The organism is Terribium retamae (genome assembly GCF_022347545.1).
GTDB lineage: Bacteria > Pseudomonadota > Alphaproteobacteria > Rhizobiales > Rhizobiaceae > Mesorhizobium > Mesorhizobium retamae.
Window position 1 is genome coordinate 66338 of record NZ_JAKREW010000001.1, and the last position, 23368, is coordinate 89705.

Here is a 23368-nt window from a genome sequence, read left to right on the forward strand (position 1 = left end):
CAGGGACAGGTAATTCGTCCCGCCAGCGATGTCGTGGGTCCGAATGGGCAAACGCGGCTGGTATCGAACCTGGGTTCGGCATTTCAACGTGTCGTTAGATAGATCGTTCGCATGTGCGGCGACATTTGCAAAAAGCTTTCTGAACTAATTCTACAAATTCAGTAGCGTTTAACCGATCAGCGACGTGCGCTGATGTTTCGGGGGCCAAGCCTCGATCATGGAAAGGGGTAAACGCATGCGCAAACTGTTCACTGCCGCCCTCGCGGGTCTCTCGCTCAGCGCTTCCGTTTCGCTGGCCTTCGCTGCGGACGACAAGAAGGTGGTCATTGCCTACCAGACGGGCTCGACGCCCTATTTCGTCGGCATCGCCAATGGCGAGATTGCCAAAAAGACCGGTTGGGACATCGAATTCCGCCGCTTCAATTCAGGCGCCGACATCTTCGCGGCGATCGCTTCCGGCGCCGTGCAGATCGGTGATGTCGGTTCCAGCCCGTACGCGGCTGCAGTCTCGAAGGGGTTGGATGTCAAAGGCTTCTATATCTCCTCTGTCTCGCGCGACGGAGAGGCGCTGGTGGTCCGGCCCGAGATTGCGTCTCCTAAGGACCTGAAAGGCAAAAAGCTGGCGGCGGCACCGGTTTCCACCGACCATTATCAGCTGCTTGCTGTCTTGAAGCAGGAAGGTATTGCCGAAAAGGACGCTCAGGTCATCGCCATCCCTCAGCCCGAGATCGTCGCAGCCTGGAAGCGTGGCGACATCGATGGCGCTTTTGTTTGGGATCCCGCGCTCTCCGAACTTAAGAAAAATGGCAAGGTGCTCTTGACCGCCGGCGAAGTGGCTGACCGTGGCGCGCCGACATTCAGCGCGCTGGTGGCGACCGGTGAGTTCGCCAAGGAACATCCCGAATTCCTGACGCAGTATGTGCAGCAGGTGGATGGATACTTCACCTCTTTTGCCAACGACAAGGCGGCATGGGGCCCGGACTCTGAAAACATCAAGCTGATCGCCGGCCTGCAGGGCGGTACACCGGCCGATCATGCCGAACGCATCAAGACGACCGTGGTGCCGCCGTTGGCCGAGCAGCTCTCCGACAAATGGCTGGGTGGTGGTGAAAATAGTGGTGTCGCCAAGATCCTCAAGGACACCGCCGGCTTCCTGAAGGAGCAACGCAAGATCACCGCCGTGAAGGACAATTACGGCAGCTTCGTCGATCCGCAATACGCGGCCGCAGCCAAGGTCTCCAACTGAAGAATTGGACAGGTGCGAGCCGGACACGGTTCGTGCCTGTCCCCCGAGGGCACACCATGCTTCAGATCCGAGATGCCAGCGTCACCTTTTCGGCTTCCGATGGAAGCGCAGTTCATGCGCTCGATCATGTGTCGCTGGATATCGCACCCGATTCCATCGTTGTTGCCGTCGGTGCGTCGGGATGTGGCAAGTCGACCTTGCTCAATGCCATCGCCGGCTTCCTGCCGCTCACCGAAGGCTCGATCATATTGGATGGCGAGGAGATCGATCGGCCTGGCGGCGACCGGGGCGTCGTCTTCCAGAAGGATACGCTGCTGCCTTGGGCGAGCGTGGTCGACAACGTTGCGCTGGGGCTGAAGTTTGCCGGCGTCTCGAAGGCAGCGCGGCGTGAGCGCGCCCGTGAACTGCTCGACCTTGTCGGGCTTGCCGATTTCGCCGACAAGCCGCCTTACGAGCTCTCCGGCGGCATGCGCCAGCGTGTCGGTCTGGCCCGTGCCTTGGCGACAGATCCCAAGATCCTGCTCATGGACGAGCCGTTCGGTGCTCTGGACAGCCTGACGCGCGAGACGATGCAGCAATTGCTGGCTTCGGTCTGGGCGCGCACCGGCAAGCAGATCCTGTTCATCACCCACTCCATCGAGGAAGCGCTGACATTGGGAACCACCGTCGTGGTGATGTCACCACGGCCCGGCCGTATTGTCGCGCGTTTCGAGGCGGGATTCGTGCGCGAATTCGCCGGGACGGGCGACATCGGCCCGATTCTTTCTGATCCACGTTTCATCGAGCTGCGCGAGGAAATCCGCGCGCTCATCCATCGGCCAGCGGCCAAGGGAACGTTACAATGACGCTCGCTGCAGATCCACGCGCCGTCTTCACGCACGTCCAGCCGGCACCGACGACGCGTCGCCTGCCTGCGAACCGGGCAGGCAAAACGGTTTCGTCCGGTACAATTCTGATCAGCACGGTTACCCTGCTGGCGTTGTTCGTTCTGTGGCTCGTCGCGACCCAACTCGGTTGGGCCACGCCGCTGTTCCTGCCGTCGCCGGCGGAGGTGCTGACACAATTCCAAGCTGTTGCCGTGGATGGCTATGCCGATGGCACGCTTCTCCAGCACACATTGGCTAGTCTCGGTCGCATCCTCGTCGCGCTCTGCATCGGTGTGCTGCTCGGCGTCCCGCTGGGTCTGCTGATGGGGCTGAACCGCTGGGTCCGGGGCACCCTTTCGGTACCGATCGGACTCTATTGGGGACTGCCGCCGCTCGCCTATCTGCCGCTGCTCATCATCTGGCTGGGCATCGGTGAATCCTCCAAGATCGTTTTGCTTTCACTGTCCACTTTCGCACCGATCTGCTTCTCCGCGCAGGCCGGCGTGCGCTCGGTGCCGGTCGAGCGGATAAATGCAGCACTTTCGCTCGGCGCCACAAGGCTGCAGCTCTTCACCAACATCATCCTGCCTTCGGCGTTGCCCGAAATCCTGACTGGCCTGCGCATCGCGGTTGCCGCCGGCCTGTCGTGCCTTGTCGCAGCCGAACTCATCGCAGCCCGTTCCGGGCTCGGCTACATGATCATGTCGGCCGCCAATTTCCTGTCGACCGATGTGGTTTTCGTCGGCCTCATTCTCATTGCAGCTCTCGCCTTCCTGTTCGCCACCGGCATGCGCTGGCTGGAGCGCAAGCTTGTGCCCTGGAAGGGCAAGATCTGAACAACCGATACTAAGCGATCGCAGAAGGAACGTCCTATGTCCAACGCGCCCCTCGACCTCTACTGGTATCTGCCAACCCATGGCGACGGGCCATATCTCGGCACCGACGAGCGCCATCGTCCTGCTACCTTTGGCTATCTCAGGGAGATTGCCCAGGCAGCCGATAGGCTCGGATTCAAAGGCGTGCTTCTTCCGACAGGTACACGCTGCGAAGACGCCTGGATAACCGCGGCTGCATTGATCCCCCAGACCGAGCAGTTGCGTTTCCTGGTGGCGCTGCGGCCGGGTAGCGGCACGCCGGCGCTGTTTGCGCGCCATGCTGCCACGCTCGACCGCATCTCCAACGGCCGTGTCCTGCTCAATGTCGTCACCGGCGCCGACCCGGCTGACCTCGCAGGCGATGGCAACAAGCTCAATCATGCCGAACGCTATGCGCAGACGGATGAATTCCTGACGATCTGGCGCGGCATGCTTTCGGGCGAGGAGGTGAATTTCGAAGGTCAGTATCTGTCGGCGAAAGGCTCCGATATTTCATTCCCGCCGGTGCAGAAACCTTATCCGCCACTCTGGTTCGGCGGCTCTTCGGACGCCGGCATTGCGATCGCCGCCAAGCATGTCGACGTCTATCTGAGTTGGGGTGAACCGGTCGATCAACTGGCCGAGAAGCTGGAACGCGTGCGCGCAGCCGCGGCCAGGGAAGGGCGCAACATTCGCTTTGGCCTGCGCATCCATCTGATTGTTCGCGAGACCGAGGAAGAAGCATGGGCGGCGGCTGACCGACTGATAAGCCATGTCACCGACGAAGTGATCGCCGAGGCGCAGAACAACTTCGTCAACGTGTCGGAATCAGTTGGCCAGAAGCGGATGTCGGCACTGCATCAGGGCCGACGCGACAGACTGGTCGTTGGTCCCAATCTGTGGGCTGGGCTTGGACTGGTGCGTGGCGGAGCAGGGACCGCCCTGGTCGGAAGCCCGGACAATGTCGCCGCACGTATCCGCGAATATCAGGCGATCGGCATCGAGACGATCATCGCCTCGGCCTATCCGCATCTGGAAGAGGCCTACAACGTTGCTGAATTGCTGTTCCCCAAGCTCAATCTGCATGGCGAGGCCGCACCGGCACTGCGTGGTTGGGATGTCGAATTCGGGCGCGGCGTACGCCCGCGTGTCGCCGCTTCGGCATCCTGAATGAAATAAAGGAGAACCATCCATGACCCGCGCGCGCATTGTCGGCTTTTCCGGCAACATCAGCCGGCCTTCCAAGACTCTGGCTTTTGTCGATCATATCGTCCAGGAGATCGGCCGGCGTAATGGCTTGCCGGCTAAAAGCTGGGATGTTGAAGATCTCGGCCCTTCGCTCGCCACGGCGCGACGCGCAAGCGCCCTGGACGAACCTGCACAGGCAATCCTGCAGGCGGTCACGGAAGCCGATCTCCTGGTGATCGGTTCGCCTACCTACAAAGGAAGTTACACCGGCTTGTTCAAGCATTTCTTCGATCTTCTTGATCCTGCCGCGCTGCGTGGCAAGCCGGTGCTTTTGACCGCAACAGGTGGCGGCGACCGCCATGCGTTGATCGTCGAGCATCAGCTGCGGCCATTATTCGGTTTCTTCGAAGCCTTCGCCCTGCCGACCGCTATCTACGCGACGGACCGTGATTTCGACAATGGCGTCCCGATCTCCGAACCATTGTTGAGACGTGTGGCGCAAGCGGTAGGTGAGGCCGAGACGGTGCTCGCCAGCCGTGCACCCCTCGCAGTGGCCGCTGAGTAGAACTCGGCGTCCTTTTCTCGTGTCCTAGGCGGCCGCCTCGGTGTTGAAATCGATCGACGCGAATGCCGCCTTAAGCACGTCCGGTCCAGCTCCCGGACGTGTGGCATCGGTGGAGAGGATCTGCCGCCAGCGGCGTGCGCCCGGCAAGCCATGAAACAGGCCGACCATGTGCCGGGTGACGTGGCCGAGCCGGCCACCTTGCTCGATGTGGCGCGCGGTGTAGTCGGCCATAGTCTCGATAAGAGCTGCGAAATCGAACGCTGCGGGCTCCTCGCGGGACAACGAAGCATCGACGGAAGCCAGAATGCCGGGTGTATGGTAGGCCGCGCGACCGAGCATGGCGCCGTCGACATGGTCGAGATGGCCGACGGCATCCTCAACCGACGGAATCCCACCATTGATACCGATGAAACGCTCCGGTAGCCGGGCTTTCAATCGATAAACCCGTTGGTAATCCAGCGGCGGGATATCTCGGTTTTCCTTGGGGCTCAACCCTTGCAGCCAAGCCTTGCGGGCATGCACCCAAAGGGCGTCGGCCCCAGCCGCGAAGACGCCATCGGCCAGGGTATCGAGAGCAGATTCAGGATCTTGATCGTCGACCCCGATGCGGCATTTGACGGTGACGGGTATCTTCACCGCGGCCTTCATGGCGGCAACGCAGTCGGCAACGAGCATCGGGGTCTTCATCAGGCAAGCGCCGAACGTACCGGATTGAACGCGGTCCGAAGGGCAGCCGACATTGAGGTTGATCTCGTCATAGCCAAAATCTTCGCCGATGCGCGCCGCCTCGGCGACCTTCAGCGGATCTGAACCGCCAAGTTGCAGCGCCACAGGATGTTCAGCCGCATCGAAACCTAGCAACCGTTCGCGTTGACCATGGATGATAGCATCCGCGACGACCATTTCGGTGTAGAGCAGTGCGCGCTGCGTCAATTGGCGGTGAAAGAAGCGACAATGACGATCCGTCCAGTCCATCATTGGTGCGATGGAGAACTGGTATCGATTGTAATCGCTAATTTTTTTTTTGCCCGACTTCATTTCAATAGCGGTAAATCATCCGCGCCGATGGCGAACTTCAGGTTTTTTCGTATAGCGTTAGGTTTAATTGCCGTCCAAGGATCCCATTGCGGCTTTTCAGCTCACTAAGACATTCGACAAGGATCCAATCGGATGTCAACCAACTGCTCCAATTCAGCTTTGCAGCAGGGCATTTGCAGGGCCTGCGGGAAGGAAACGCCTCGCGATCACGCGTCTTTCTTAAAGACATTGACTGGGATTGGAACATTTTTTGAACGATTTTGCGATCCGCTTGACCATCGGATCGTATTTGGTCTGTTCATTTGCCGAATAGTAGACATCGAAGCAGTAGAGCTTGTCGGCTTTCTTGCACATGCCATAATAAATTTCTTTGCCATCGAAAACGTGGCCAGAAATAACTCCTAGCCTGGGACTGTCGATTTTCTTTGTCGACTTGATGTCATCTGGGGCGACTTTCGCAATATGTTGAAATGGCCTCTTGGGAGACGCCGCGTAGTATTGACGCAGCATGATGGGATATCCCTCGGGTTCGTAGACGGTGCCATATGGCTCTTCCTTCGCCACTTCTGATCAGGCCACGTACCCACGTTTCCGTCATGAATTTTGGGATCTCCAGCGTGCTGCCTCCCCGGGTCGAGGTCGTCCATCGGATTGGCTCGGCCGTGGCTGAAGTTGTCACCAAAACTGCGATGAATAGGGCGATGCGCATATTTCTATTACCGAAGGAAATATGCACTAATAGGTATATTGCGGTGAGACAATATGCAACCGAAAATTGTGTCAATCGCGCAGGATCATGCGGTCGCCGCGCATGTCGAAACCCGACAGGGAGCCGATGAAATTCATGCCGAGCAGGCTTTGGCCAAGCGTGCCAGGGGCAGCGATAAGGACAGGCATGTCGCGCCGGACGATGCCGCCGAGCGCCAGTTCCTTGGTACGGACTGCGGCGGTATTGGCGTTGCCGTTGGCGGTTGAGACGCGCACGGTATAGTTCAAGCCATCCGGGTCGATGCCGGCGGCGCGTGCATCCTCGGCGGTTAGCACCGTTGTTGTCGCTCCCGTGTCCACGACGGCATCGACGGGCTTGCCGTTGATGAGGATGCGGGCCTGGAAGTGGCCGTTATTCCCCTTGTCGAGCGTCACGGTCGCTCTGCCGTCTTCCATGCCGAGGGCGAGCGGGCTGCCGGGAATGAGGCCTGCGGTGACACGGTTGCCGATGTCCTGCAATTCGTAGCGGTATTGATAGCCGGCGATCAGGGCGAGAATGATCACGGCCCAGGTGCCGAGATTGCGTGCCATGCTGCCGAGCGGCTGGCCGGAGCGAAAGAGACCTGCGGCGATCACCGCGCCGATGATGCCCAACCAAACCAGGTTACCGAAATCGTAGTTCTGGAAGCCGAAGGTGCTGCCGGCTGAATCATTGTAGACCAGCAATGCCATGGCTGCCGCGATGATCACCAGAGCAAGGATGAGCGAACGGTTCATCGACGTCAGTTTACCTCGCCGCGTTCGCGCGCCATGCGCGTACGCCGGGTTTCGCGGCGTGGCTTGCGTTCGACCGTCGCAAGTCGCGTAGGCAGTTCGGCCATGACTGTGCGGCGTCCTTCCGGCGTCATGCTGAGCCATGCCGAGATTTCATCGCGCGTGCGCCCGCAACCGAAGCAATAGCCGGTCTTCATGTCGATCGAGCAGACCAGGATGCAGGGCGATTCGATGGCCGTCATGGGAGTATCCTAGGAGCACGCTTCCACATGGTGCAACGAATGTGGCAATGCAAGGCCTTGGGCTTGCGTCACCTCACGTCGCCATCCGGCGACCTGTCGGCGCGGATCTCAAGACCACGCCACCTGGCTCGTTTTCATGGCCATGCGGTTGTGCGAGACGGGCAGGGCGGCTATTGCCGACCTCGAACAGGAACCTGCCATGACCAGCGCGCTGCCCTTCGACGATTTCCGCAACCTGCTCGCCAACTTGCCGCCGATGGACACCTCTGCCGGTGACCGGGTGCGGGCGCTGTTTGCCAAGACAGACAAGCCAAAGGGGTCTCTTGGCCGCATGGAAGATATCGCTGCATGGCTCGCGGCCGTGAGCGGCAAGGCGCCACCGGCAATCAATCGTCCGCTGGTAGCCGTCTTTGCCGGCAATCACGGCGTGACGAGACAAGGCATTTCCCCGCGCGCCGTGGCAGCGACCGCGAACGCGGTTGAACTGTGCGCAGCAGGCGGCGCTGCAGTAAACCAGGCCTGCATCGCTTATGATCTCGGCCTCAAGGTCTTCGACCTCGCTTTGCACATTCCGACTGGCGACATCACCGGGGAGGCGGCGCTCGATGAACGCGGCTGCGCCGCGACCATGGCTTTCGGCATGGAAGCGACGGCCGGCGGCACGGATCTCTTGTGTCTGGGCGATATCGGCGTTGGCAACTCCACTGTTGCAGCGGCGCTTCTGGCGGCCGTCCTGGGGGGCCGTGGTGCGGACTGGGTCGGTGCCGGTTCTGGCGCCGACGAGGCCATGCGAAAGCGCAAGGCAGCCGCCGTGGATGCGGCACTTGCCTTCCACGGTGCCAATCTCAAAGATCCGCTGGAAGCGTTGCGACGCGTCGGTGGGCGAGAATTCGCGGCGATCGCAGGCGCGATCCTTGCTGCACGGATGCAGAATGTCCCCGTCCTGCTGGACGGATTTGCTGCGACTGCCGCCGCGGCCGTGCTTCACGCCGCCAATCCGGCTGTGCTCGACCATTGTCTGCTTGCGGGTGTCTCGACGGAGCCCGGCCAGGTCAAGGCAGCGGAGCGGCTCGGATTGCAACCGTTGCTCGATCTAGGTGTCAGCCATGGCGAAGGTTTCGGTGCCGCCTTGGCAGCAGGGCTTGTCAGGGCCGCGGCTTTAACCAGTTCCGGAATGGCTGCCGCGGTCCGCTAGAAACATTTCCGTTTTTTCACGGAACGCGAATTCATGTCCTTACGCATTCCGAACGGAAAACCGCTGCATACTTTTCCTGCAACTCTTCTATTGCATTAGCGGCGGCGCCCACCCGCGGCCGCCTTGGTAGGCAGCGCCGGCAGCTGTTCCATCACCCTGGTCGGCGGGAAGATCGCAATGGCCTCAGTGCCTTCGCGCAGCTTCGAGAGAAGTTCGAATTCACCGCCGTGCATTGCCATCAATCCCTGCACGATCGGCAATCCAAGGCCTGTACCTTGCTCGGCACTCTTGATGGCGATGGAGCCTTGACCGAAAGCCGAGAGCACGATCGGGATTTCGTCGGCGGGGATGCCTGGGCCGTTGTCCTTGATGGAAACATATTGCCCGCCGCCTGCCGTCCAGCCGACACGGACACGGATCTCGCCGCCGGTCGGTGTGAATTTGACGGCATTGGACAGAAGATTGAGCGTGATCTGTCGCACTGCCCGTTCATCGGCGAACAACCGCGGCAATTGATGTTCGAATTCCTCGACGATGCGGATATCCTTGTTGCGTGCCCGCAACTCCATCATGTGACAGCAATCTTCGACAATCGCGAGAAGAGTTACAGGCTCTTCGTTGAGCTGGTAGCGACCGGCTTCGATGCGTGACAGGTCCAGGATCTCGTTGATGAGGTCGAGCAGGTGACGGCCGGAATCATGCACGTCCGAGGCATAGGTCTTATAGGTGTCGTTGCCCATCGGCCCGAGCACCTCGTTGGCCATCACTTCCGAAAATCCCAGGATGGCGTTGAGCGGCGTGCGCAGTTCATGGCTCATCGAGGCCAGAAAGCGCGACTTTGCAAGATTGGCCTCTTCGGCGCGACGGCGCGCCTCGTCGGACATCGCCTTGGCTGTTTCGAGTTCTGCAATCAGCGAATCTTTCTCGGTGCGGAAAGACAACAGCATCACAGAGGAGCGATTGAGATGATGTGCCACATAAGCGAAGAAGGGCAATGCCACGACCAGAAGGGCGACCATGACTGGCTCCGCCGGTATCCACCCGCGGGAGCCGACATAGGCATAGGTTGCGACCGGAACGGCAAAAGTGGCGAGCAACGCGCCACGCAGCGAAGATGCCATGATCGCCGTTGCAGCCATCGCCATCAAAAGCACGATTGCCTTGATGACCGAGAACTGGTCGAGCACGCAGGCTCCACAACCGAGCGATGCGAAATAAGCCCAGCCGAGACCGCTCACCACATGCGCGGCCAGGAATGCATTGCGGATGGGCGCAGGTTTGATGTCGGCCGCGTCGCTGCGGTCGACGCGATGGGCGATGAAAACGAGGCCCGCGTAGCAACCCATGGTGATGAGAGCCCAAACCAGCGTATCGGCGCTCATACCGGCCAGAACGCCGGCAATAGCAATGGTGAGCACCAGAAGCGGCACCGCAGCGGCACCATTGACGATCGCGCGGGCATGAAGCTTGAGCAGTTCCCGGTCGAAATCCGGAATGCCCGCCTGCTGGGAAAGACGGTCGCGCGTGCGCCGCACGGCACGCGCGACATCGCTGTTGCGATGCGGCTTGCTGCGGTCCACTATATTCTTGTCCGCCGTGTTCGAGCTTAGCAGTGGCATGAAACTTCAATTATTGCGGGCAGCGGCTCCAATCCGGACGCTAAGGCGGAATGATTAAGAACTTGTTTGCCATATGAGCCGGTCGTGGTCGCAGAGGCCTCGGCGACGGCCCTATCAACAGCGTCCCCGCAGCACGTGGCGCAAGTTTTTCGATTATACGCTGGCCGTTCTGTTCCTGGCGCTCGTGGCACTGGTGGTGGCGCGGTTCGATCGCGTTTCCACGCGCCAGGAGAGCGGGAAAGCAATCGTCAATGACGGCGACACGATCACCTTGGGCAACGAACGTATCCGGCTACGCGGGATCGACGCGCCTGAATACACCCAAAGCTGCAAGCGGGACGGAGCCGATTATCCCTGTGGAAAGCTGTCGAGACAGGCACTGGCCAAACTGATTGGTGGCCGAGCCGTTTCATGCAGCGGATGGCAGCGCGACCGCTACGATCGGCTTCTTGGCGATTGCAAGGTTGGGGACTTGGACCTTAATGCCGAGCAGGTCAAAGCTGGCTGGGCTGTTGCCTATGGCGACTATGAATTGGAAGAAGCCGCGGCGCGTGTGAAACGTGCGGGCATCTGGGCGGGCAGTTTTGAGGAACCGCGCGATTGGCGTCGTACTCACGAGGGTGTCGTGGAGCCGAAGCATGGAACGCTCGCAAGTGTCGGCGACACCTTGCGAGAGCTGTTTCGTTTCCATTGATCGACGCTATGGTTAGGCCAAGTCAATTCGGGAGCAGGTGATGAAATTGTTCGACGGCGGGCGCGCGCCCAACCCGCGCCGGGTGCGGATATTCCTGGCTGAGAAGGGGCTGACTGTGCCGCTGGAGCCTGTCGATATGGGGGCGATGGGGCATAGGAGCGACGCTCTGACGGCTCGCAACCCACTACAGCGACTGCCGGTGCTGGAATTGGACGACGGTACGGTATTGACGGAGACTATCGCAATTTGCCGCTATTTCGAGGAACTGCATCCGGAACCTGCCCTGTTCGGCGTGGGCGCACTCGGTCGTGCGAAAGTCGAGATGTGGCAACGGCGCATGGAATTCAACCTTTTCACGCCGGTGGCGCAGGCCTTTCGTCACATCCATCCTGCGATGAAGGAATGGGAGGTTCCGCAAGTCCCTGAATGGGGCGAAGCCAACAAGTCCAAGGCTGTTGATTTCCTCCGTGTGTTGGACAAGGAGTTGGCCGGGCATGAGTTCATTGCCGGCAACGCCTATTCGGTGGCGGACATTACCGGCCTCGTTGCAGTCGATTTCATGAAACCCGCCCGCATCCGCATGCCGGAAGACTGCACGCATGTGCAGCGCTGGCACGAAGCCGTCTCCCAGCGCCCGAGCGCCACTGCCTGAACCGCATGAAGGCTGATTTGGAACAGCTTGTCGCTCGGGTACGCTCTTGCCGAATCTGCGTCGAAAAGCCGAGCGGTCGGCCTTTGCCGCATGAGCCGCGGCCGGTGTTGCGGCCATCGTCGACGGCGCGGATTTTGCTCGCGGGCCAAGCGCCGGGCACAAAGGTTCATCTCTCCGGAATGCCATTCACCGACGCCTCCGGCGACAGGCTGCGAGACTGGCTGGGCGTGACCTCGGAGGAATTTTACGACACCGAGAAATTCGCCATCGTGCCGATGGGGTTCTGTTTCCCGGGGCAGGATTCGAAGGGATCGGATTTGCCGCCGCGTAAGGAGTGTGCGCCAGCCTGGCGTGCGCTGCTCGTGGCGTCGATGCCGCAGATCGAACTTGTTTTGACCATAGGCGTCTACGCCCAAAGTTGGCATATGGGAGCAGGGCTGCGTGCTTCATTGACCGAAACCGTGTCTGACTGGCGCAACATCTGGGCTGCGGCGACCGGTCCGAAAGTGTTGCCGTTGCCGCATCCATCGTGGCGCAACACTGGCTGGTTGAAAAAGAATCCTTGGTTCGAAATGGAGTTGCTGCCGTTCCTGAAATCGGAAATCCGCTCTCGCATTGCTTAATTTCAGCGCAAATTATCACTCGTTTCATGGCGATCAGGCAGAATTCCTTTCTTGTCTGTGACAGAATTTCGAAGGATTATGGGGAAATATTTTCCTCGGGAGCCTAAGATGGATCGCCTTGATAGAAAAATCCTCCGCCTTTTGCAGGAGGACGCGACCCTTGCGGTTGCTGACGTAGCCAAGAAAGTCGGCCTGTCGACGACTCCGTGCTGGCGCCGTATTCAGAAGCTGGAGGAGGAGGGCGTCATCAAGCGTCGTGTCGCGCTGCTCGATCCCGAGAAAATCAATGCACGCGTAACGGTTTTCGTTTCGATCAGGACCAATTCACACAGCCACGAATGGCTGCGCCGCTTCTCGGAAGTGATCCAGGAATTTCCGGAAGTGGTCGAATTCTATCGCATGAGCGGTGACGTTGATTATCTGCTGCGTGTCGTCGTTCCGGATATCGCCGCCTACGATGCTTTCTACAAGCGCCTGATCGCCAAGATCGAAATCCGCGATGTGTCTTCGGTCTTCGCGATGGAGCAGATCAAATTCACGACCGAAATGCCTCTGGATTACATGACGCTCGATCGCGAGGCCGGCCAGAGCGCAGCCTGATCGTTCGGGTTGGCGATAGAGTGGAATGCGACTATTCCGCTCTATCTTTTGTTGAAGCACGACCTTTTCCGAAAACCGGTTCCCACTTTCGGGATCATGCTTAGCTCCGCTTCGCCAGCCTTTCCAGTATCTTCGGATTGTTCAGCTCACGCATCGCATCCTTGCCGATCCAACGTTCGCTTTTGTCGTTCGAGGCCGCCAACTTTTCCGCCAAAGCGAGCGCAGGGCTATGCAGCGCCATCGAGCGCTTGCCGATTTGGCGCAAAGCCCAGTTGACCGCCTTCTTTACGAAGTTGCGGCTATCCTTTGCGTGCTTTTCAATCAGCGGCAGCAACCTTTCGAACGTGGCGTCCGGTTCCTTCTTGCGGTGTACGGAAGCCCAGGCGATCATGGCGAAGGCGGCGCGGCGAACGAACTCCCGTTCGTCCTCGGCGAATTCGGCTATGAGCGCCTTCCAATGTTCGGTGTCGACGAAAAGATTGGTGACACCATCGACGATGTCCCAGGAATCGAAAGTCGCTGCCCAAGCTCTTGCATTGTCTGCGGAAAAGCGTGCCGGATCGGCCGTTGCCGAGGCAATGAACTGCGCCTCGACAATGCCGCTTTCCCAAAGCTCGAAAGCGCGTTCGTGATTGCGCCTGATCTTCCTCGCGATGTCGCGCTGAGGGCCATGAGGAATGCCCAGCGCACGCTCCACCTTGATGCCGAAGCGCTGCATGCCCTTGCGGTTCTCTTCAGAGGAGTGGGTACGCAGATAAGCAAGGACTTCAGCGGCAGTCGAGCCCTGTGAGAGATCGGCCATGGCCCGCACTTTCCCCGGGATTACTTCTCCAGGCGGGCGAGCAGCGAGGAGGTATCCCAGCGGCTGCCCCCCATTGCTTGCACGTCCTTGTAGAACTGATCGACCAATGCGGTGACCGGCAGTCGTGCGCCGTTGCGATTGGCTTCCGCCAGGCAAATGCCAAGATCCTTGCGCATCCAGTCGACCGCGAAACCGAAGTCGTATTTGCCGGCATTCATCGTCTTGTGGCGGTTTTCCATCTGCCAGGAGCCGGCAGCCCCTTTGGAAATGACGTCCACGACCTTTTCGACGTCGAGCCCCGATTTCTTGCTGAAATGAATAGCTTCGGCGAGGCCCTGAACAAGACCTGCAATACAGATCTGGTTGACCATCTTGGTCAGCTGCCCAGCGCCGACCGGCCCCATCAAGCCAACCATGCGCGCAAAAGCCGAAATGACCGGCTTGGCGGTTTCGAAGACATCATCGGCACCGCCGACCATCACCGTAAGCACACCGTTCTCTGCACCGGCTTGCCCACCGGATACGGGAGCATCGAGGAAGAAGAAACCGCGCTTTTCGGCCTCCGCTGCCAGTTCGCGTGCAACTTCGGCAGAGGCGGTGGTGTTGTCGATGAAAGTCGCGCCTTTCTTCATTCCATGGAAGGCGCCATCCGGGCCTATGGTGACGGAGCGCAGATCGTCGTCGTTTCCGACGCAGGAGAAGACGAAATCCTGACCTTCCGCTGCCTGCTTTGGACTCAAAGCAAACGCGCCGCCATGCTCGGCCACCCACTGCTCGGCTTTGGCAGCGGTGCGGTTATAGACGGTCACGTCGTGACCGCCCCTGTTCTTCAGATGTCCGGCCATCGGGTAACCCATCACGCCGAGGCCAAGATATGCAACCGCTGCCATGCCGAAAGTCCCTTCAAGATCGCTGTTCGGGAGTCTTAGCCGATCAGAGCGGATTTGGGCAATTTGCAGTTTGGTCCAGGGTACCGAAGTTCAGCCGGTCAGCGGCGCAGGTGGCGGGTTATGCGCTGTTCGATCCATTCGATGGCGTGGCGCAGCACCTCGACCATGACGAGATAGAAGATCGCCGCCCAGATATAGGCCTGGAAGTCGAAGGTGCGCGAATAGGTCAGGCGCGTGATGCCCATCAGGTCGTAGACCGTGATGATGGCGACGATGGCTGACCCTTTGATCATCAAGATCACTTCGTTGCCGTAGGGGCGAAGTGCGACGATCAGCGCCTGCGGCAGGATGATCCGGCGCAATGTCTGCAGTTTGTGCAAGCCAAGCGATGCCGCACCTTCCCATTGTCCCCTGGGCACGCTTTCGATGGCGCCGCGCAGGATCTCGGCCTGATAGGCAGCCGTGTTCAGCGCGAAGGCGAAGACCGCGCAATTGAAGGCTTCGCGGAAGAAGCTCCACAGGCCAACCATTTCGAGCTGCGGCCGGAACGAGCCGAGGCCGTAGTAGATCAGGAAGGTCTGGGCGAGAAGTGGCGTGCCGCGGAAGAAATAGACATAGGCATAGGCGATGGCGGAGAGGATCGTATTCTTCGACATGCGCATATAGGCGAGCGGGATCGACAGCAACGCGCCGACTACGCAGGAGATTGCCACCAGCTTCAACGTGATGGCGATACCCGAGAAATAACCCGGAGCATACTTCTGGATCAGTTCAGGGTTCCAGGACGTCGCAAGAAACCAGACCAATCCCAGGCCGAGCAGTGACCATAAGGCCAGCAGCACATGTCCCGTTATCCGCGCTTTCGTCCAGCCGCGCGGTGGCTCTGGCGGTTTTTCGACAGCGGTGATGTCGACGGCGCTCATCGCGATGCCTCCCGCCGCCCAACCGCACGTTCAATGGCGTTGATGCCGAAAGAGGAGATGATGGCGAGTACCAGATAGATCAGCGCCGCATAGCCGAAGAACAGGAAGGCATGCTTGGTGACGCGGGCAGCAACACCCGCCTCTCTAAGAATATCGTTAAGGCCGACAGCCGAAACCAAGGCAGTATCCTTGAGCAGGATCAGCCAGAGATTGGCGAGGCCGGGAAGCGCGATGCGGATCAACTGCGGCAGAACGACAAGCCGCATGGTCTGGTTCTTGGTGAGGCCGACCGCGTAGCCGCCCTCATACTGGCCATGGGGAATAGCGCGAAATGCCGACAGGAAGACTTCGCTGGCATAGGATGAAAAGACGACGCCGAGTGCGATCATGCCGGAAACAAAGGCGTTGACCTCGACGGTACCCGTGGGATCGAAAAGCTGCACGAGCTTCTGCAAGGCAATTTGCGCCCCGAAGAACACCAAGAACAGGGTCAAAAGTTCTGGCAGCCCACGGAAAATGGTGGTGTAGAGATTGCCGGCGAGCCTGAGCGACGGTTCTTTCGACTGCTTGGCCAATGCAATAAGAAAACCGATCGCAAGTCCGACGGGCAGGGTGGCAACCGCAAGTGCGATCGTGACCAAAACGCCGTTGAAGATGTTATCCGACCAGCCGTCCGGTCCCCAACTCAGAAGCGTCCAAACGCTTTCCATACGCCCGCCTGTTCCCCTTCTCTTAAACCTTGTCGTGCCGCCCCCTCATGACACGGCCGGTCCTGACAAGAAAGGCGGGAAGTACCCGCCTTTCTGCTTTCAACAATCAATCGATCAGGAATCGGCACCGTAGACGTCGAACTTGAAATATTTCTCGTTGATTTCCTTGTATTTGCCATTGGCGCGAATGGCCTTGATGGCAGCATTGAGCTTGTCCTTGAGCTCAGTATCGCCCTTGCGAATGGCAATGCCGGCGCCTTCGCCGAAGATCTCGACAGGCTGTGGCGAGGGCTGGCCCAGCAGCTTGCAGCAAGCGCCGTCCTGGGTCTCGAGCCACTGGCTGAGCACGACGATATCGTCCTCGACAGCATCGAGGCGGCCGTTGGCCAGATCGAGCTGGTATTCCTGCGCGGTCGGGTACGCCTTCACGGTCGAGTCCGTGAAGGTCTTCGACGCATAGTTGAAATGGGTGGTCGAGGACTGTGTGCCGATGGTCTTGCCGGCAAGGTCTTCCTTGGTCACGCCCTTCAGCGCGCTATCCTTTGGCACGGCGATGGCCGAGGGGGTGTTGTAGTATTTATTGGTGAAGTCGACCTTTTGCTTGCGTTCTTCGGTGATCGACATGGACGCCACGATGGCATCGAACTTCTTGGCCTGCAGGGCTGGGATGATGCCGTCCCAGTCCTGGGCGACGAATTCACACTTGACCTTCATCTCGTCGCACAGCGCCTGAGCGATGTCGATGTCGAAGCCAACGAGCTTGCCGTCGGATGTCAGGTTGTTGAAGGGCGGGTAGGCGCCTTCGGTGCCGATCTTGATGACCTTGTCCTGGGCTTGGGCGGCGCCCAACGCCAGCATGATCGCCGACGTGGCGAGCGCGATACGCATTGCAATACGCATGATGATCCTCTCTGTTGGTCCCGGCCGCTGTCCAAGCGGCTCGTTCGGGCGGAGCTGTTGACCGCCCGCTGGCCCAAATACTGGAACTTTTTGCCAAGTGAAAGCAACTGCAAAACCGCCGATAATATCTTTCAGCATCGGCAAAAATACGTGGGTTTTGCACATATCGTTGGGGAAGCTTACGCCTTTTCGGCCGCGTGCTCAGCCGATGAGGCCGACTCGCCGTTCGATGAAGTCGGCTATCGAAGCGATATCGTCGATGTCGAAGACGGGAAGCGTCTCATTCGCCTGGGGATGGTCGGCAGCGACAGCGATGATGCTGGGATCGGAGGGGGCAAGGGGGACGCGATCCTTGGCTTCCATGCGGCGCGTCTCGATCTTGAGATGCCCCTCGCGTTTATAGCCCTCGACAATGACGATATCCGCAGGCGCCAGCCTTTCGAGAATGTCGGCGAGCTTGGGCTCTTCCTCGCCTCGCAACTCATGCATCAGGGCCCAGCGACGGCCTGAGACGATGGCGACTTCGCTGGCGCCGGCCTGGCGATGGCGAAAGGAGTCGGCGCCTTCCTTGTCGATGTCGAAATCATGGTGAGCATGCTTCACGGTCGAGACGCGCCGGCCCCGTCGCACCAGTTCGGCCACCAGTTTCTCTGTCAGCGTCGTCTTGCCGGAATTCTTCCAGCCGGTGATGCCAAAGACGCGGTTGCTCATGCAGGAAACTCTTTGAGGATTTGCTCAGCCTCTGCGAGGTCGGCGGGCGTATTGATGTTGAAGAATGGGTCGAGCGTGCCGCTGTGCCGCGGAAGCAGCGGAAAGTCCACTTCGATAAAGCGATGCCTCTCAATGAAGGACAAAACACGCCGGTTGCCTTCCTCGAGCAGGAAGTGACGCAGCGATCCGATCAGCGCGGTCGGCCAGAGTGCGAAGGTTGGGTGCAATCGGCCGGAAGAACGAGCAACGGCGATGGTTTCATCACGTCCCTCAACAGCGGCCGCCAGACTGGCTATCAGGTTCTCGGGAAAGAATGGCGTATCGGCAGCCACGGTGGCGATCATCTCAGCCTCCGTTTCCCTTGCAGCCCATTCCATTCCGGCCAGAATGCCGGCGAGGGGGCCAGGAAAACCGGTGACCGTGTCAGCCAGGATGGGGTGCGGAAAGCCTGAAAAGCGGGCAGGATCGCCATTGGCGTTGAGTGCAAACGGACCTACCTGGGGCGTAAACCGAGCGGTCACACGGTCAAGGACAGACTTGTCGCCCAGGGGCAGCAGGCCTTTGTCGCCACCACCCATGCGACTTGACAGCCCTCCGGCCAGGATAATCCCGGCAACTTCGACGCTCATGGCGTGCTTTCATCTCCCTGCAGCTATCGCAGCCTGCGCTTCGCTATATGCCGTCCGGCTCCATTGCGGGTCCAGTGCTTTCGTCGGCATTACGTGGCCGGCCAACGACGCGCTCGCGATAGAAGGTGTAGAGGCCGGAAGCAACGACGATGGCTGAACCCAGCAACATCGCGGAATCGGGGAGGTCGCCGAAGACGCCGAACCCCAGCAGCATCGACCATAGGAGGGCGGTGTAGCGGTAGGGAGCGACGAAAGAGACGTCGCCGGTGCGCATCGACAGAATGACGAACTGATAGCCGATCAGAACGAGTACGGCTGCGATGGCAAGCAAGGTGAGATCGGAGCTCGACATCGGAGTCCATCCGCCCATCGGAACAAGCAGCAACGCACCGAGGATGGTGATGATCATCGCCGTGGTGGTCGAGACCAGCAAGGTCGGAATCTCAGCAGGGATCTTCTTGGTGACGAGATCCCTGACCACGCAGCAGACGACGCTCGCCAGAGCCAGTAGCGAATAGGAACTGAAACCTTCGAAGCCTGGCCGCACGACAATCATCACGCCGATAAATCCCGCGACGATGGCCAGCCAGCGGCGCCACCCGACGCCCTCACCAAAAACCAGCGCTGCGCCCATGGTAACCGCCAGTGGGAGCGCCTGCATGACGGCCGAAACATTGGCCAGCGGCAGATGCGCAAGCGCGAGCAGGAAACAGAGCGTACCGCCCGATTCGGCAAGCGCTCTCAGCGCTATCAGCGGATGCAAGGCTAGGCGCGGCGTTGCCAGTGCGCCATGCCGCCAGGCAAGCATTGCGACCAACGTCGAAGCGAAGACGCCGCGCACCAGCATCACCTGCGCCGTGTTCATCGAAGCGGAGGAATGTTTGGTGATGGCGTCGTTGAATGCGAATCCGACCATCGCCACCATTATGTAGAGCGCGCCGCGCAGATTGGGCGAAAGGGGCAAGGCTGATCCTATCGGCTAGAGGTCAAACACCTCTATCACCGGGGACGACAGCAGCAATGGCGAAGCGATGGGCCAAGGACCTAGCCGATCTGTGCATTTCTTGCGTTAACGCAGAACGGCGCCTTATCCGCCTGTAACGCTCATATGACGCGAGACGGACGGCCGGTTGGTGCGGCGATCGATGACAAAGTCGTGGCCCTTCGGTTTGCGCCCGATCGCTTCATCAATGGCGTTCGAAACCAGCTCATTACCCTCGGAGGCACGCAATGGCATCCGCAGATCGGCGGCATCTTCCTGGCCGAGGCACATATAGAGCGTTCCCGTACAAGTGAGGCGGACGCGGTTGCAGCTTTCGCAGAAATTATGCGTCATCGGCGTGATGAAGCCGAGCCGGCCACCGGTTTCAGCGACGTCGACGTAGCGGGCAGGGCCGCCGGTCTTGTAGGGGATGTCCTTCAGCGTGAAGCTGCGTTCCAGCTCGGCACGCATCAGGGACAATGGCATGTATTGGTCGGTGCGGTCTCCGTCGATCTCACCCATCGGCATGGTTTCGATCAAGGTGAGGTCAATGTTGCGGCCGTGCGCCCAGCGCAGCATCTCCGGAATTTCCTGATCGTTGAATCCCTTGAGCGCAACGGCATTTAGCTTCACCTTGATGCCGGCTGCCTGCGCGGCGTCGATGCCGGCCATCACCTTGCCGAGATGACCCCAGCGGGTGATGGCGTGGAACTTGTCGGCGTTGAGCGTATCCAGCGAGACGTTGATGCGGCGCACACCGCAATCGGCCAATTCGTCGGCAAAGCGGGCAAGCTGCGAGCCGTTGGTGGTGAGCGTCAGCTCCTCCAGCGCGCCGCTTTTCAGATGACGGGAAAGCTCGCGCACAAGATGCATGATGTTCTTGCGCACCAGCGGCTCGCCACCGGTGAGGCGCAGCTTGCGCACGCCTTTTTCGATGAAGACGGTGCAGAGCCGGTCAAGTTCCTCCAGCGTCAGGAGATCCTTCTTCGGCAGAAAAGCCATATCCTCTGCCATGCAGTAGACGCAGCGAAAATCGCAGCGGTCTGTGACGGATACACGCAGATAGCTGATCGTGCGGCCGAAAGGATCGGTCATGGGATTGGCAAATTGCATTCTGTCGCCTTCAGTCCGGTCACGGCAGTCGGAACTCGTTGGTCGAATGTCGGACCTCGGTGACAATCTTTCAAGTCCGGCCAAGCTGCCATTTGGTATCATTTGCCGTCTGCCTGACGCAACCGCGCCCGTGTCGTGTCTAGGATATCCGATCGCCATTCCTAGGCCAAATTGAGGGGTTCGGGTGCCGACCGGTTGCGCATTGCCGTCATCGTCGCCCCGACCGAAGCTGCAACGATCATGGCGATCGCGCACCACTGCAGCAGCGGCAGCGCCTCTCCCAGCAACAACAATCCCACCATCGCCCCGGCGGCCGGCTCGCCGCTGGTCAGCGTGCCATAGGTCTGCGCCGGGAGATGGCGCAGGGCGAACATTTCGAGCGTGTATGGAAACGCACTGGACAGGATGGCAACCACCACCCCGATCAAAAGCACATCAGGCTGGAACAGCGCCATGCCAGCATGTGCGAAGCCGATCGGTGCGACCGCGATAGCGGCAACCACCATTCCAAGCGAGGCGGCGAGCGCTCCATGCTCTTGTCCTGCCCGCTTGCCGGCGATGATGTAGAGCGCCCAGCACCCACCCGCACCGAGTGCGAACATGGCGCCGAGCGGATCGACATTGGCAATGCTGTCTCCAAATGGCAGCAGCAGGAGCAATCCCCCCGCGGCTAGTGCCACCCAAAGCAGGTCGATCTTCCTGCGTGACGACAAGATGGCCACGGTCAGCGGGCCTGTGAACTCAAGCGCGATCGCAATACCCAGGGGAAGCGTATGGATCGACATGTAGAACAGCAGATTCATGCCACCCATCGCGAGGCCATAGAAGACGATCGACTGCCATGATGTGGCGGAGAGACGGACACGCCATGGGCGCAAGACGGCAACCAGAATCAGCGCTCCGATCGAGAGGCGCAGCGCCGTCGTTCCTTGGGCTCCGATGATAGGAAAGAGCTGCTTGGCGACGGATGCTCCCGAGGTGAAGGAGAGCATCGCCACAATCAACGCAGCTATGGGTATCAGGAGCGTTGCAGGAGTTTCAGCCTGCCTGATTGCCGTTGTCATCGCGGTCCCCGCACATTTATCGGGCGGAAATTAACTCTGCCGCTCGCCAAAGGTGATCGAATTTTGCTATTTTGTGATAAAAATTATCACCGGAGACCACGGATGCGTCAAAGCATCAGCCTCGATCCGATCGACAGGCGAATCCTTGAACAGCTTCAGATCGACGCGCGGCTGCCAGTCTCGGTTTTGGCCGAGCGCGTCGGTCTTTCCAGCCCTGCATGTTATCGCCGTATCCGGCATCTGCGTGAAAACGGCACGATCCAACGCGAGGTGGCTGTCATCGCCCCTCGCATGTTGGGCTGGCCACTCTCGATGATTGTTTTGGTGACGCTCGAGCGCGAAGGCTCGCGCACCATCGATGAACTGTTGCGCAAGCTCGAGGCCGAACCCCAGGTGATCGAGGCATGGCAAATCACCGGTGAATACGACTTCGCGGTCAAGATCGTGGCGCGTGATATGGAAAGCTACGACAATCTGGTGCACCGTCTCTTTGCCAGCGACGAGCGGATCCGGTCTTTCGTGACGCTGGTGGTGATCCGCAGCACGAAGAAGTCGGGTTTCATTCCCATCAGCAAGGACATTTCCTGATTTAGCGTTGGGCCAATAGGGATCGCAGTTGCGATCTTCCCAAGGCCGGCGAACAGGCGTAGTCGGGTGCCAATCCAAGAGGGATGTCGATGACCGCACCGAAGGAACTCCGGGTCTCCAAGGACCGCAAGCTGCTGACGGTGACATTTCCCGATCACAGACCGTTCGAATTGTCGGCGGAGTTGCTGCGTGTGCTCTCGCCGTCGGCAGAGGTGCAGGGCCATTCGCCCGAGCAACGCGTAACCGTCCCCGGCAAGCGCGAGGTTGCGATCCTCAAGATAGAGCCGGTAGGCAACTACGCAGTCCGTATCACATTTGACGATTTTCACGACACCGGCATTTTCACCTGGGCTTACCTGCACACGCTTGGCCACGAAAAGGAAAGCCGCTGGCAAGGCTATCTCGACGAGTTGGCCGCGAAGGGATTGAGCCGGGATCGCTGAAGCGCCGCGTAAATCAGGATGCGAAGTCGCTTGCGCGTGATGCGGGGGCTGTCGTCAAACTGTCATTCGGCCAGGATAGGCGCAGGGTTCATGGAGCAAGGACGATGTCGAGAATAGAGACTGTAGAGCAGCTCGAAGCCCTTTATGGACTTCCCGGGGAAGCGTCGCTGGTCAAGGAACTCGATCACGTCATCCCGGAATATGCCGCCTTCATTGAAGCTTCGCCCTTCGTCGCCCTGGCCACCGCGGGGCCGGAGGGGCTGGATTGTTCGCCGCGCGGCGATCTGGCTGGTTTCGTGCGTATCCATGACTCGAAAACGTTGATGATGCCCGATCGCCGCGGCAATAACCGGGCCGATTCGCTGCGGAACATCATCCGGGACCCGCGTGTCGGCCTGCTCTTCCTCGTACCGGGCTCGGGAACGACCTTGCGTGTCAATGGTACGGCTTCCATCACGACCGATACCGAATTGTGTGATTCCTTCGCCATGGAGGGGAAGCCGGCGCGATCGGTCACCATCGTTGCGGTCGACAGGGTCTATTTCCAATGCGCTCGCGCAATCCATCGCTCGGATCTATGGAATGCAGGGAAGCACGTCGATCCGAAACGCCTGCCTACGCCCGGCCAGATACTGGAGGTCACGAGCCGCAAGAGTATTGACGGCACCGCCTATGACAAGGAGTGGCCCGAACGGGCGAAGAAATCGATGTGGTGAAGGCCGGACACAGGCTTGGCAAAGTCAGCTGCC

Annotated in this window: 28 protein-coding genes; 13 read left to right on the plus strand and 15 right to left on the minus strand. The window is 59.7% G+C overall.

Annotated elements, in window-relative coordinates; translation table 11 throughout:
* Nucleotides 1-235 precede the first annotated feature (235 nt).
* The 5 genes from L4923_RS00330 to msuE are packed head-to-tail and all read left to right on the plus strand — an operon-like array spanning nt 236 to nt 4719.
* The gene (locus L4923_RS00330) at nt 236-1246 is read left to right on the plus strand and encodes a taurine ABC transporter substrate-binding protein (RefSeq protein ID WP_239360712.1); all 1011 of its coding nucleotides are present in this window, start codon (nt 236-238) and stop codon (nt 1244-1246) included.
* A gap of 56 nt (nt 1247-1302) precedes the next feature.
* Nucleotides 1303-2091 (plus strand): taurine ABC transporter ATP-binding protein, encoded by a 789-nt coding sequence (locus L4923_RS00335; protein WP_239360715.1) that lies wholly within the window; start codon nt 1303-1305, stop codon nt 2089-2091.
* Nucleotides 2088-2948 (plus strand): ABC transporter permease subunit, encoded by an 861-nt coding sequence (locus tag L4923_RS00340; RefSeq protein ID WP_239360717.1) that lies wholly within the window; start codon nt 2088-2090, stop codon nt 2946-2948. Before L4923_RS00335 ends, L4923_RS00340 begins: the two co-directional genes overlap by 4 nt.
* A 36-nt stretch (nt 2949-2984) precedes the next feature.
* A complete protein-coding gene (gene ssuD, locus L4923_RS00345) occupies nt 2985-4136 on the plus strand; it encodes an FMNH2-dependent alkanesulfonate monooxygenase (protein ID WP_239360733.1) in 1152 nt (383 codons plus the stop codon).
* A 22-nt stretch (nt 4137-4158) separates the two neighbouring features.
* Entirely contained in the window at nt 4159-4719 is a 561-nt protein-coding gene (gene msuE, locus L4923_RS00350) for an FMN reductase (RefSeq protein ID WP_239360742.1), read from the plus strand.
* Between the two features lie 24 nt (nt 4720-4743).
* Here msuE and dusA read toward each other — a convergent pair whose 3' ends face one another.
* From dusA to L4923_RS00370, 4 genes are all read right to left on the minus strand, one after another.
* Nucleotides 4744-5757 carry a tRNA dihydrouridine(20/20a) synthase DusA gene (gene dusA, locus L4923_RS00355; RefSeq protein WP_275448185.1) on the minus strand — a complete coding sequence of 338 codons (1014 nt, stop codon included), beginning with the start codon at nt 5755-5757 and terminating at the stop codon, nt 4744-4746.
* Between the two features lie 219 nt (nt 5758-5976).
* Nucleotides 5977-6267 (minus strand): hypothetical protein, encoded by a 291-nt coding sequence (locus tag L4923_RS00360; protein WP_239360748.1) that lies wholly within the window; start codon nt 6265-6267, stop codon nt 5977-5979.
* A gap of 270 nt (nt 6268-6537) precedes the next feature.
* Nucleotides 6538-7242 carry a TIGR02281 family clan AA aspartic protease gene (locus tag L4923_RS00365; RefSeq protein ID WP_239360751.1) on the minus strand — a complete coding sequence of 235 codons (705 nt, stop codon included), beginning with the start codon at nt 7240-7242 and terminating at the stop codon, nt 6538-6540.
* Nucleotides 7243-7247: 5 nt separating this feature from the next.
* Nucleotides 7248-7481, minus strand: coding sequence for a DUF1289 domain-containing protein (locus L4923_RS00370; protein WP_239360753.1), 234 nt, complete (start codon nt 7479-7481; stop codon nt 7248-7250).
* Nucleotides 7482-7680: 199 nt separating this feature from the next.
* Here L4923_RS00370 and L4923_RS00375 point away from each other — a divergent pair, with 199 nt between their 5' ends.
* Nucleotides 7681-8676, plus strand: a complete 996-nt coding sequence (locus L4923_RS00375) for a nicotinate-nucleotide--dimethylbenzimidazole phosphoribosyltransferase (RefSeq protein ID WP_239360756.1) — start codon at nt 7681-7683, stop codon at nt 8674-8676.
* A 95-nt stretch (nt 8677-8771) separates the two neighbouring features.
* Here the strand turns inward: L4923_RS00375 and L4923_RS00380 are convergent, their stop codons facing one another.
* Nucleotides 8772-10295: a sensor histidine kinase gene (locus L4923_RS00380; protein ID WP_239360759.1), complete on the minus strand. Its 1524-nt coding sequence runs from the start codon at nt 10293-10295 to the stop codon at nt 8772-8774.
* A 73-nt stretch (nt 10296-10368) separates the two neighbouring features.
* Between L4923_RS00380 and L4923_RS00385 the strand changes: the two genes are divergently transcribed.
* From L4923_RS00385 to L4923_RS00400, 4 genes are all read left to right on the plus strand, one after another.
* On the plus strand, nt 10369-10989 hold the full coding sequence (locus L4923_RS00385; RefSeq protein WP_239360762.1) for a thermonuclease family protein: 621 nt from the start codon (nt 10369-10371) through the stop codon (nt 10987-10989).
* Between the two features lie 40 nt (nt 10990-11029).
* Nucleotides 11030-11641 (plus strand): glutathione S-transferase, encoded by a 612-nt coding sequence (locus tag L4923_RS00390; protein ID WP_239360764.1) that lies wholly within the window; start codon nt 11030-11032, stop codon nt 11639-11641.
* Entirely contained in the window at nt 11581-12264 is a 684-nt protein-coding gene (locus tag L4923_RS00395) for a uracil-DNA glycosylase family protein (RefSeq protein WP_425530897.1), read from the plus strand. The genes L4923_RS00390 and L4923_RS00395 overlap by 61 nt, the downstream gene beginning before the upstream one ends.
* Nucleotides 12265-12372: 108 nt before the next feature.
* Complete coding sequence (locus L4923_RS00400) at nt 12373-12864, plus strand: Lrp/AsnC family transcriptional regulator (protein ID WP_054313024.1); 492 nt, start codon at nt 12373-12375, stop codon at nt 12862-12864.
* A gap of 100 nt (nt 12865-12964) precedes the next feature.
* On the opposite strand, the gene L4923_RS00405 is transcribed toward L4923_RS00400, so the two are convergent.
* From L4923_RS00405 to rhtA, 10 genes are all read right to left on the minus strand, one after another.
* Entirely contained in the window at nt 12965-13666 is a 702-nt protein-coding gene (locus L4923_RS00405) for a DNA alkylation repair protein (protein WP_239360779.1), read from the minus strand.
* A gap of 20 nt (nt 13667-13686) precedes the next feature.
* Nucleotides 13687-14556: an NAD(P)-dependent oxidoreductase gene (locus L4923_RS00410; protein WP_239360782.1), complete on the minus strand. Its 870-nt coding sequence runs from the start codon at nt 14554-14556 to the stop codon at nt 13687-13689.
* A 98-nt stretch (nt 14557-14654) separates the two neighbouring features.
* Nucleotides 14655-15479: an ABC transporter permease gene (locus L4923_RS00415; protein ID WP_239360788.1), complete on the minus strand. Its 825-nt coding sequence runs from the start codon at nt 15477-15479 to the stop codon at nt 14655-14657.
* The gene (locus tag L4923_RS00420) at nt 15476-16189 is read right to left on the minus strand and encodes an ABC transporter permease (RefSeq protein WP_239360791.1); all 714 of its coding nucleotides are present in this window, start codon (nt 16187-16189) and stop codon (nt 15476-15478) included. The genes L4923_RS00415 and L4923_RS00420 overlap by 4 nt, the downstream gene beginning before the upstream one ends.
* Before the next feature lie 114 nt (nt 16190-16303).
* Nucleotides 16304-17089: an ABC transporter substrate-binding protein gene (locus tag L4923_RS00425; RefSeq protein WP_239360793.1), complete on the minus strand. Its 786-nt coding sequence runs from the start codon at nt 17087-17089 to the stop codon at nt 16304-16306.
* Between the two features lie 201 nt (nt 17090-17290).
* Complete coding sequence (gene mobB, locus L4923_RS00430) at nt 17291-17800, minus strand: molybdopterin-guanine dinucleotide biosynthesis protein B (RefSeq protein WP_239360806.1); 510 nt, start codon at nt 17798-17800, stop codon at nt 17291-17293.
* Entirely contained in the window at nt 17797-18429 is a 633-nt protein-coding gene (gene mobA, locus L4923_RS00435; RefSeq protein ID WP_239360809.1) for a molybdenum cofactor guanylyltransferase MobA, read from the minus strand. The genes mobB and mobA overlap by 4 nt, the downstream gene beginning before the upstream one ends.
* Before the next feature lie 43 nt (nt 18430-18472).
* Complete coding sequence (locus L4923_RS00440; RefSeq protein WP_239360812.1) at nt 18473-19393, minus strand: DMT family transporter; 921 nt, start codon at nt 19391-19393, stop codon at nt 18473-18475.
* Nucleotides 19394-19516: 123 nt separating this feature from the next.
* A complete protein-coding gene (moaA, locus tag L4923_RS00445) occupies nt 19517-20524 on the minus strand; it encodes a GTP 3',8-cyclase MoaA (protein WP_239360816.1) in 1008 nt (335 codons plus the stop codon).
* A 161-nt stretch (nt 20525-20685) separates the two neighbouring features.
* On the minus strand, nt 20686-21588 hold the full coding sequence (rhtA, locus tag L4923_RS00450) for a threonine/homoserine exporter RhtA (RefSeq protein ID WP_239360819.1): 903 nt from the start codon (nt 21586-21588) through the stop codon (nt 20686-20688).
* Nucleotides 21589-21690: 102 nt separating this feature from the next.
* On the opposite strand from rhtA, the gene L4923_RS00455 reads away from it, so the two are divergent.
* The 3 genes from L4923_RS00455 (at nt 21691) to L4923_RS00465 (ending at nt 23335) form a co-directional block, all read left to right on the plus strand.
* Nucleotides 21691-22176: an Lrp/AsnC family transcriptional regulator gene (locus tag L4923_RS00455; protein ID WP_239360822.1), complete on the plus strand. Its 486-nt coding sequence runs from the start codon at nt 21691-21693 to the stop codon at nt 22174-22176.
* Nucleotides 22177-22259: 83 nt separating this feature from the next.
* Nucleotides 22260-22619 carry a gamma-butyrobetaine hydroxylase family protein gene (locus tag L4923_RS00460; protein ID WP_425530884.1) on the plus strand — a complete coding sequence of 120 codons (360 nt, stop codon included), beginning with the start codon at nt 22260-22262 and terminating at the stop codon, nt 22617-22619.
* 104 nt (nt 22620-22723) lie between these two features.
* Nucleotides 22724-23335, plus strand: a complete 612-nt coding sequence (locus tag L4923_RS00465) for a pyridoxamine 5'-phosphate oxidase family protein (RefSeq protein ID WP_239360827.1) — start codon at nt 22724-22726, stop codon at nt 23333-23335.
* Nucleotides 23336-23368 lie beyond the last annotated feature (33 nt).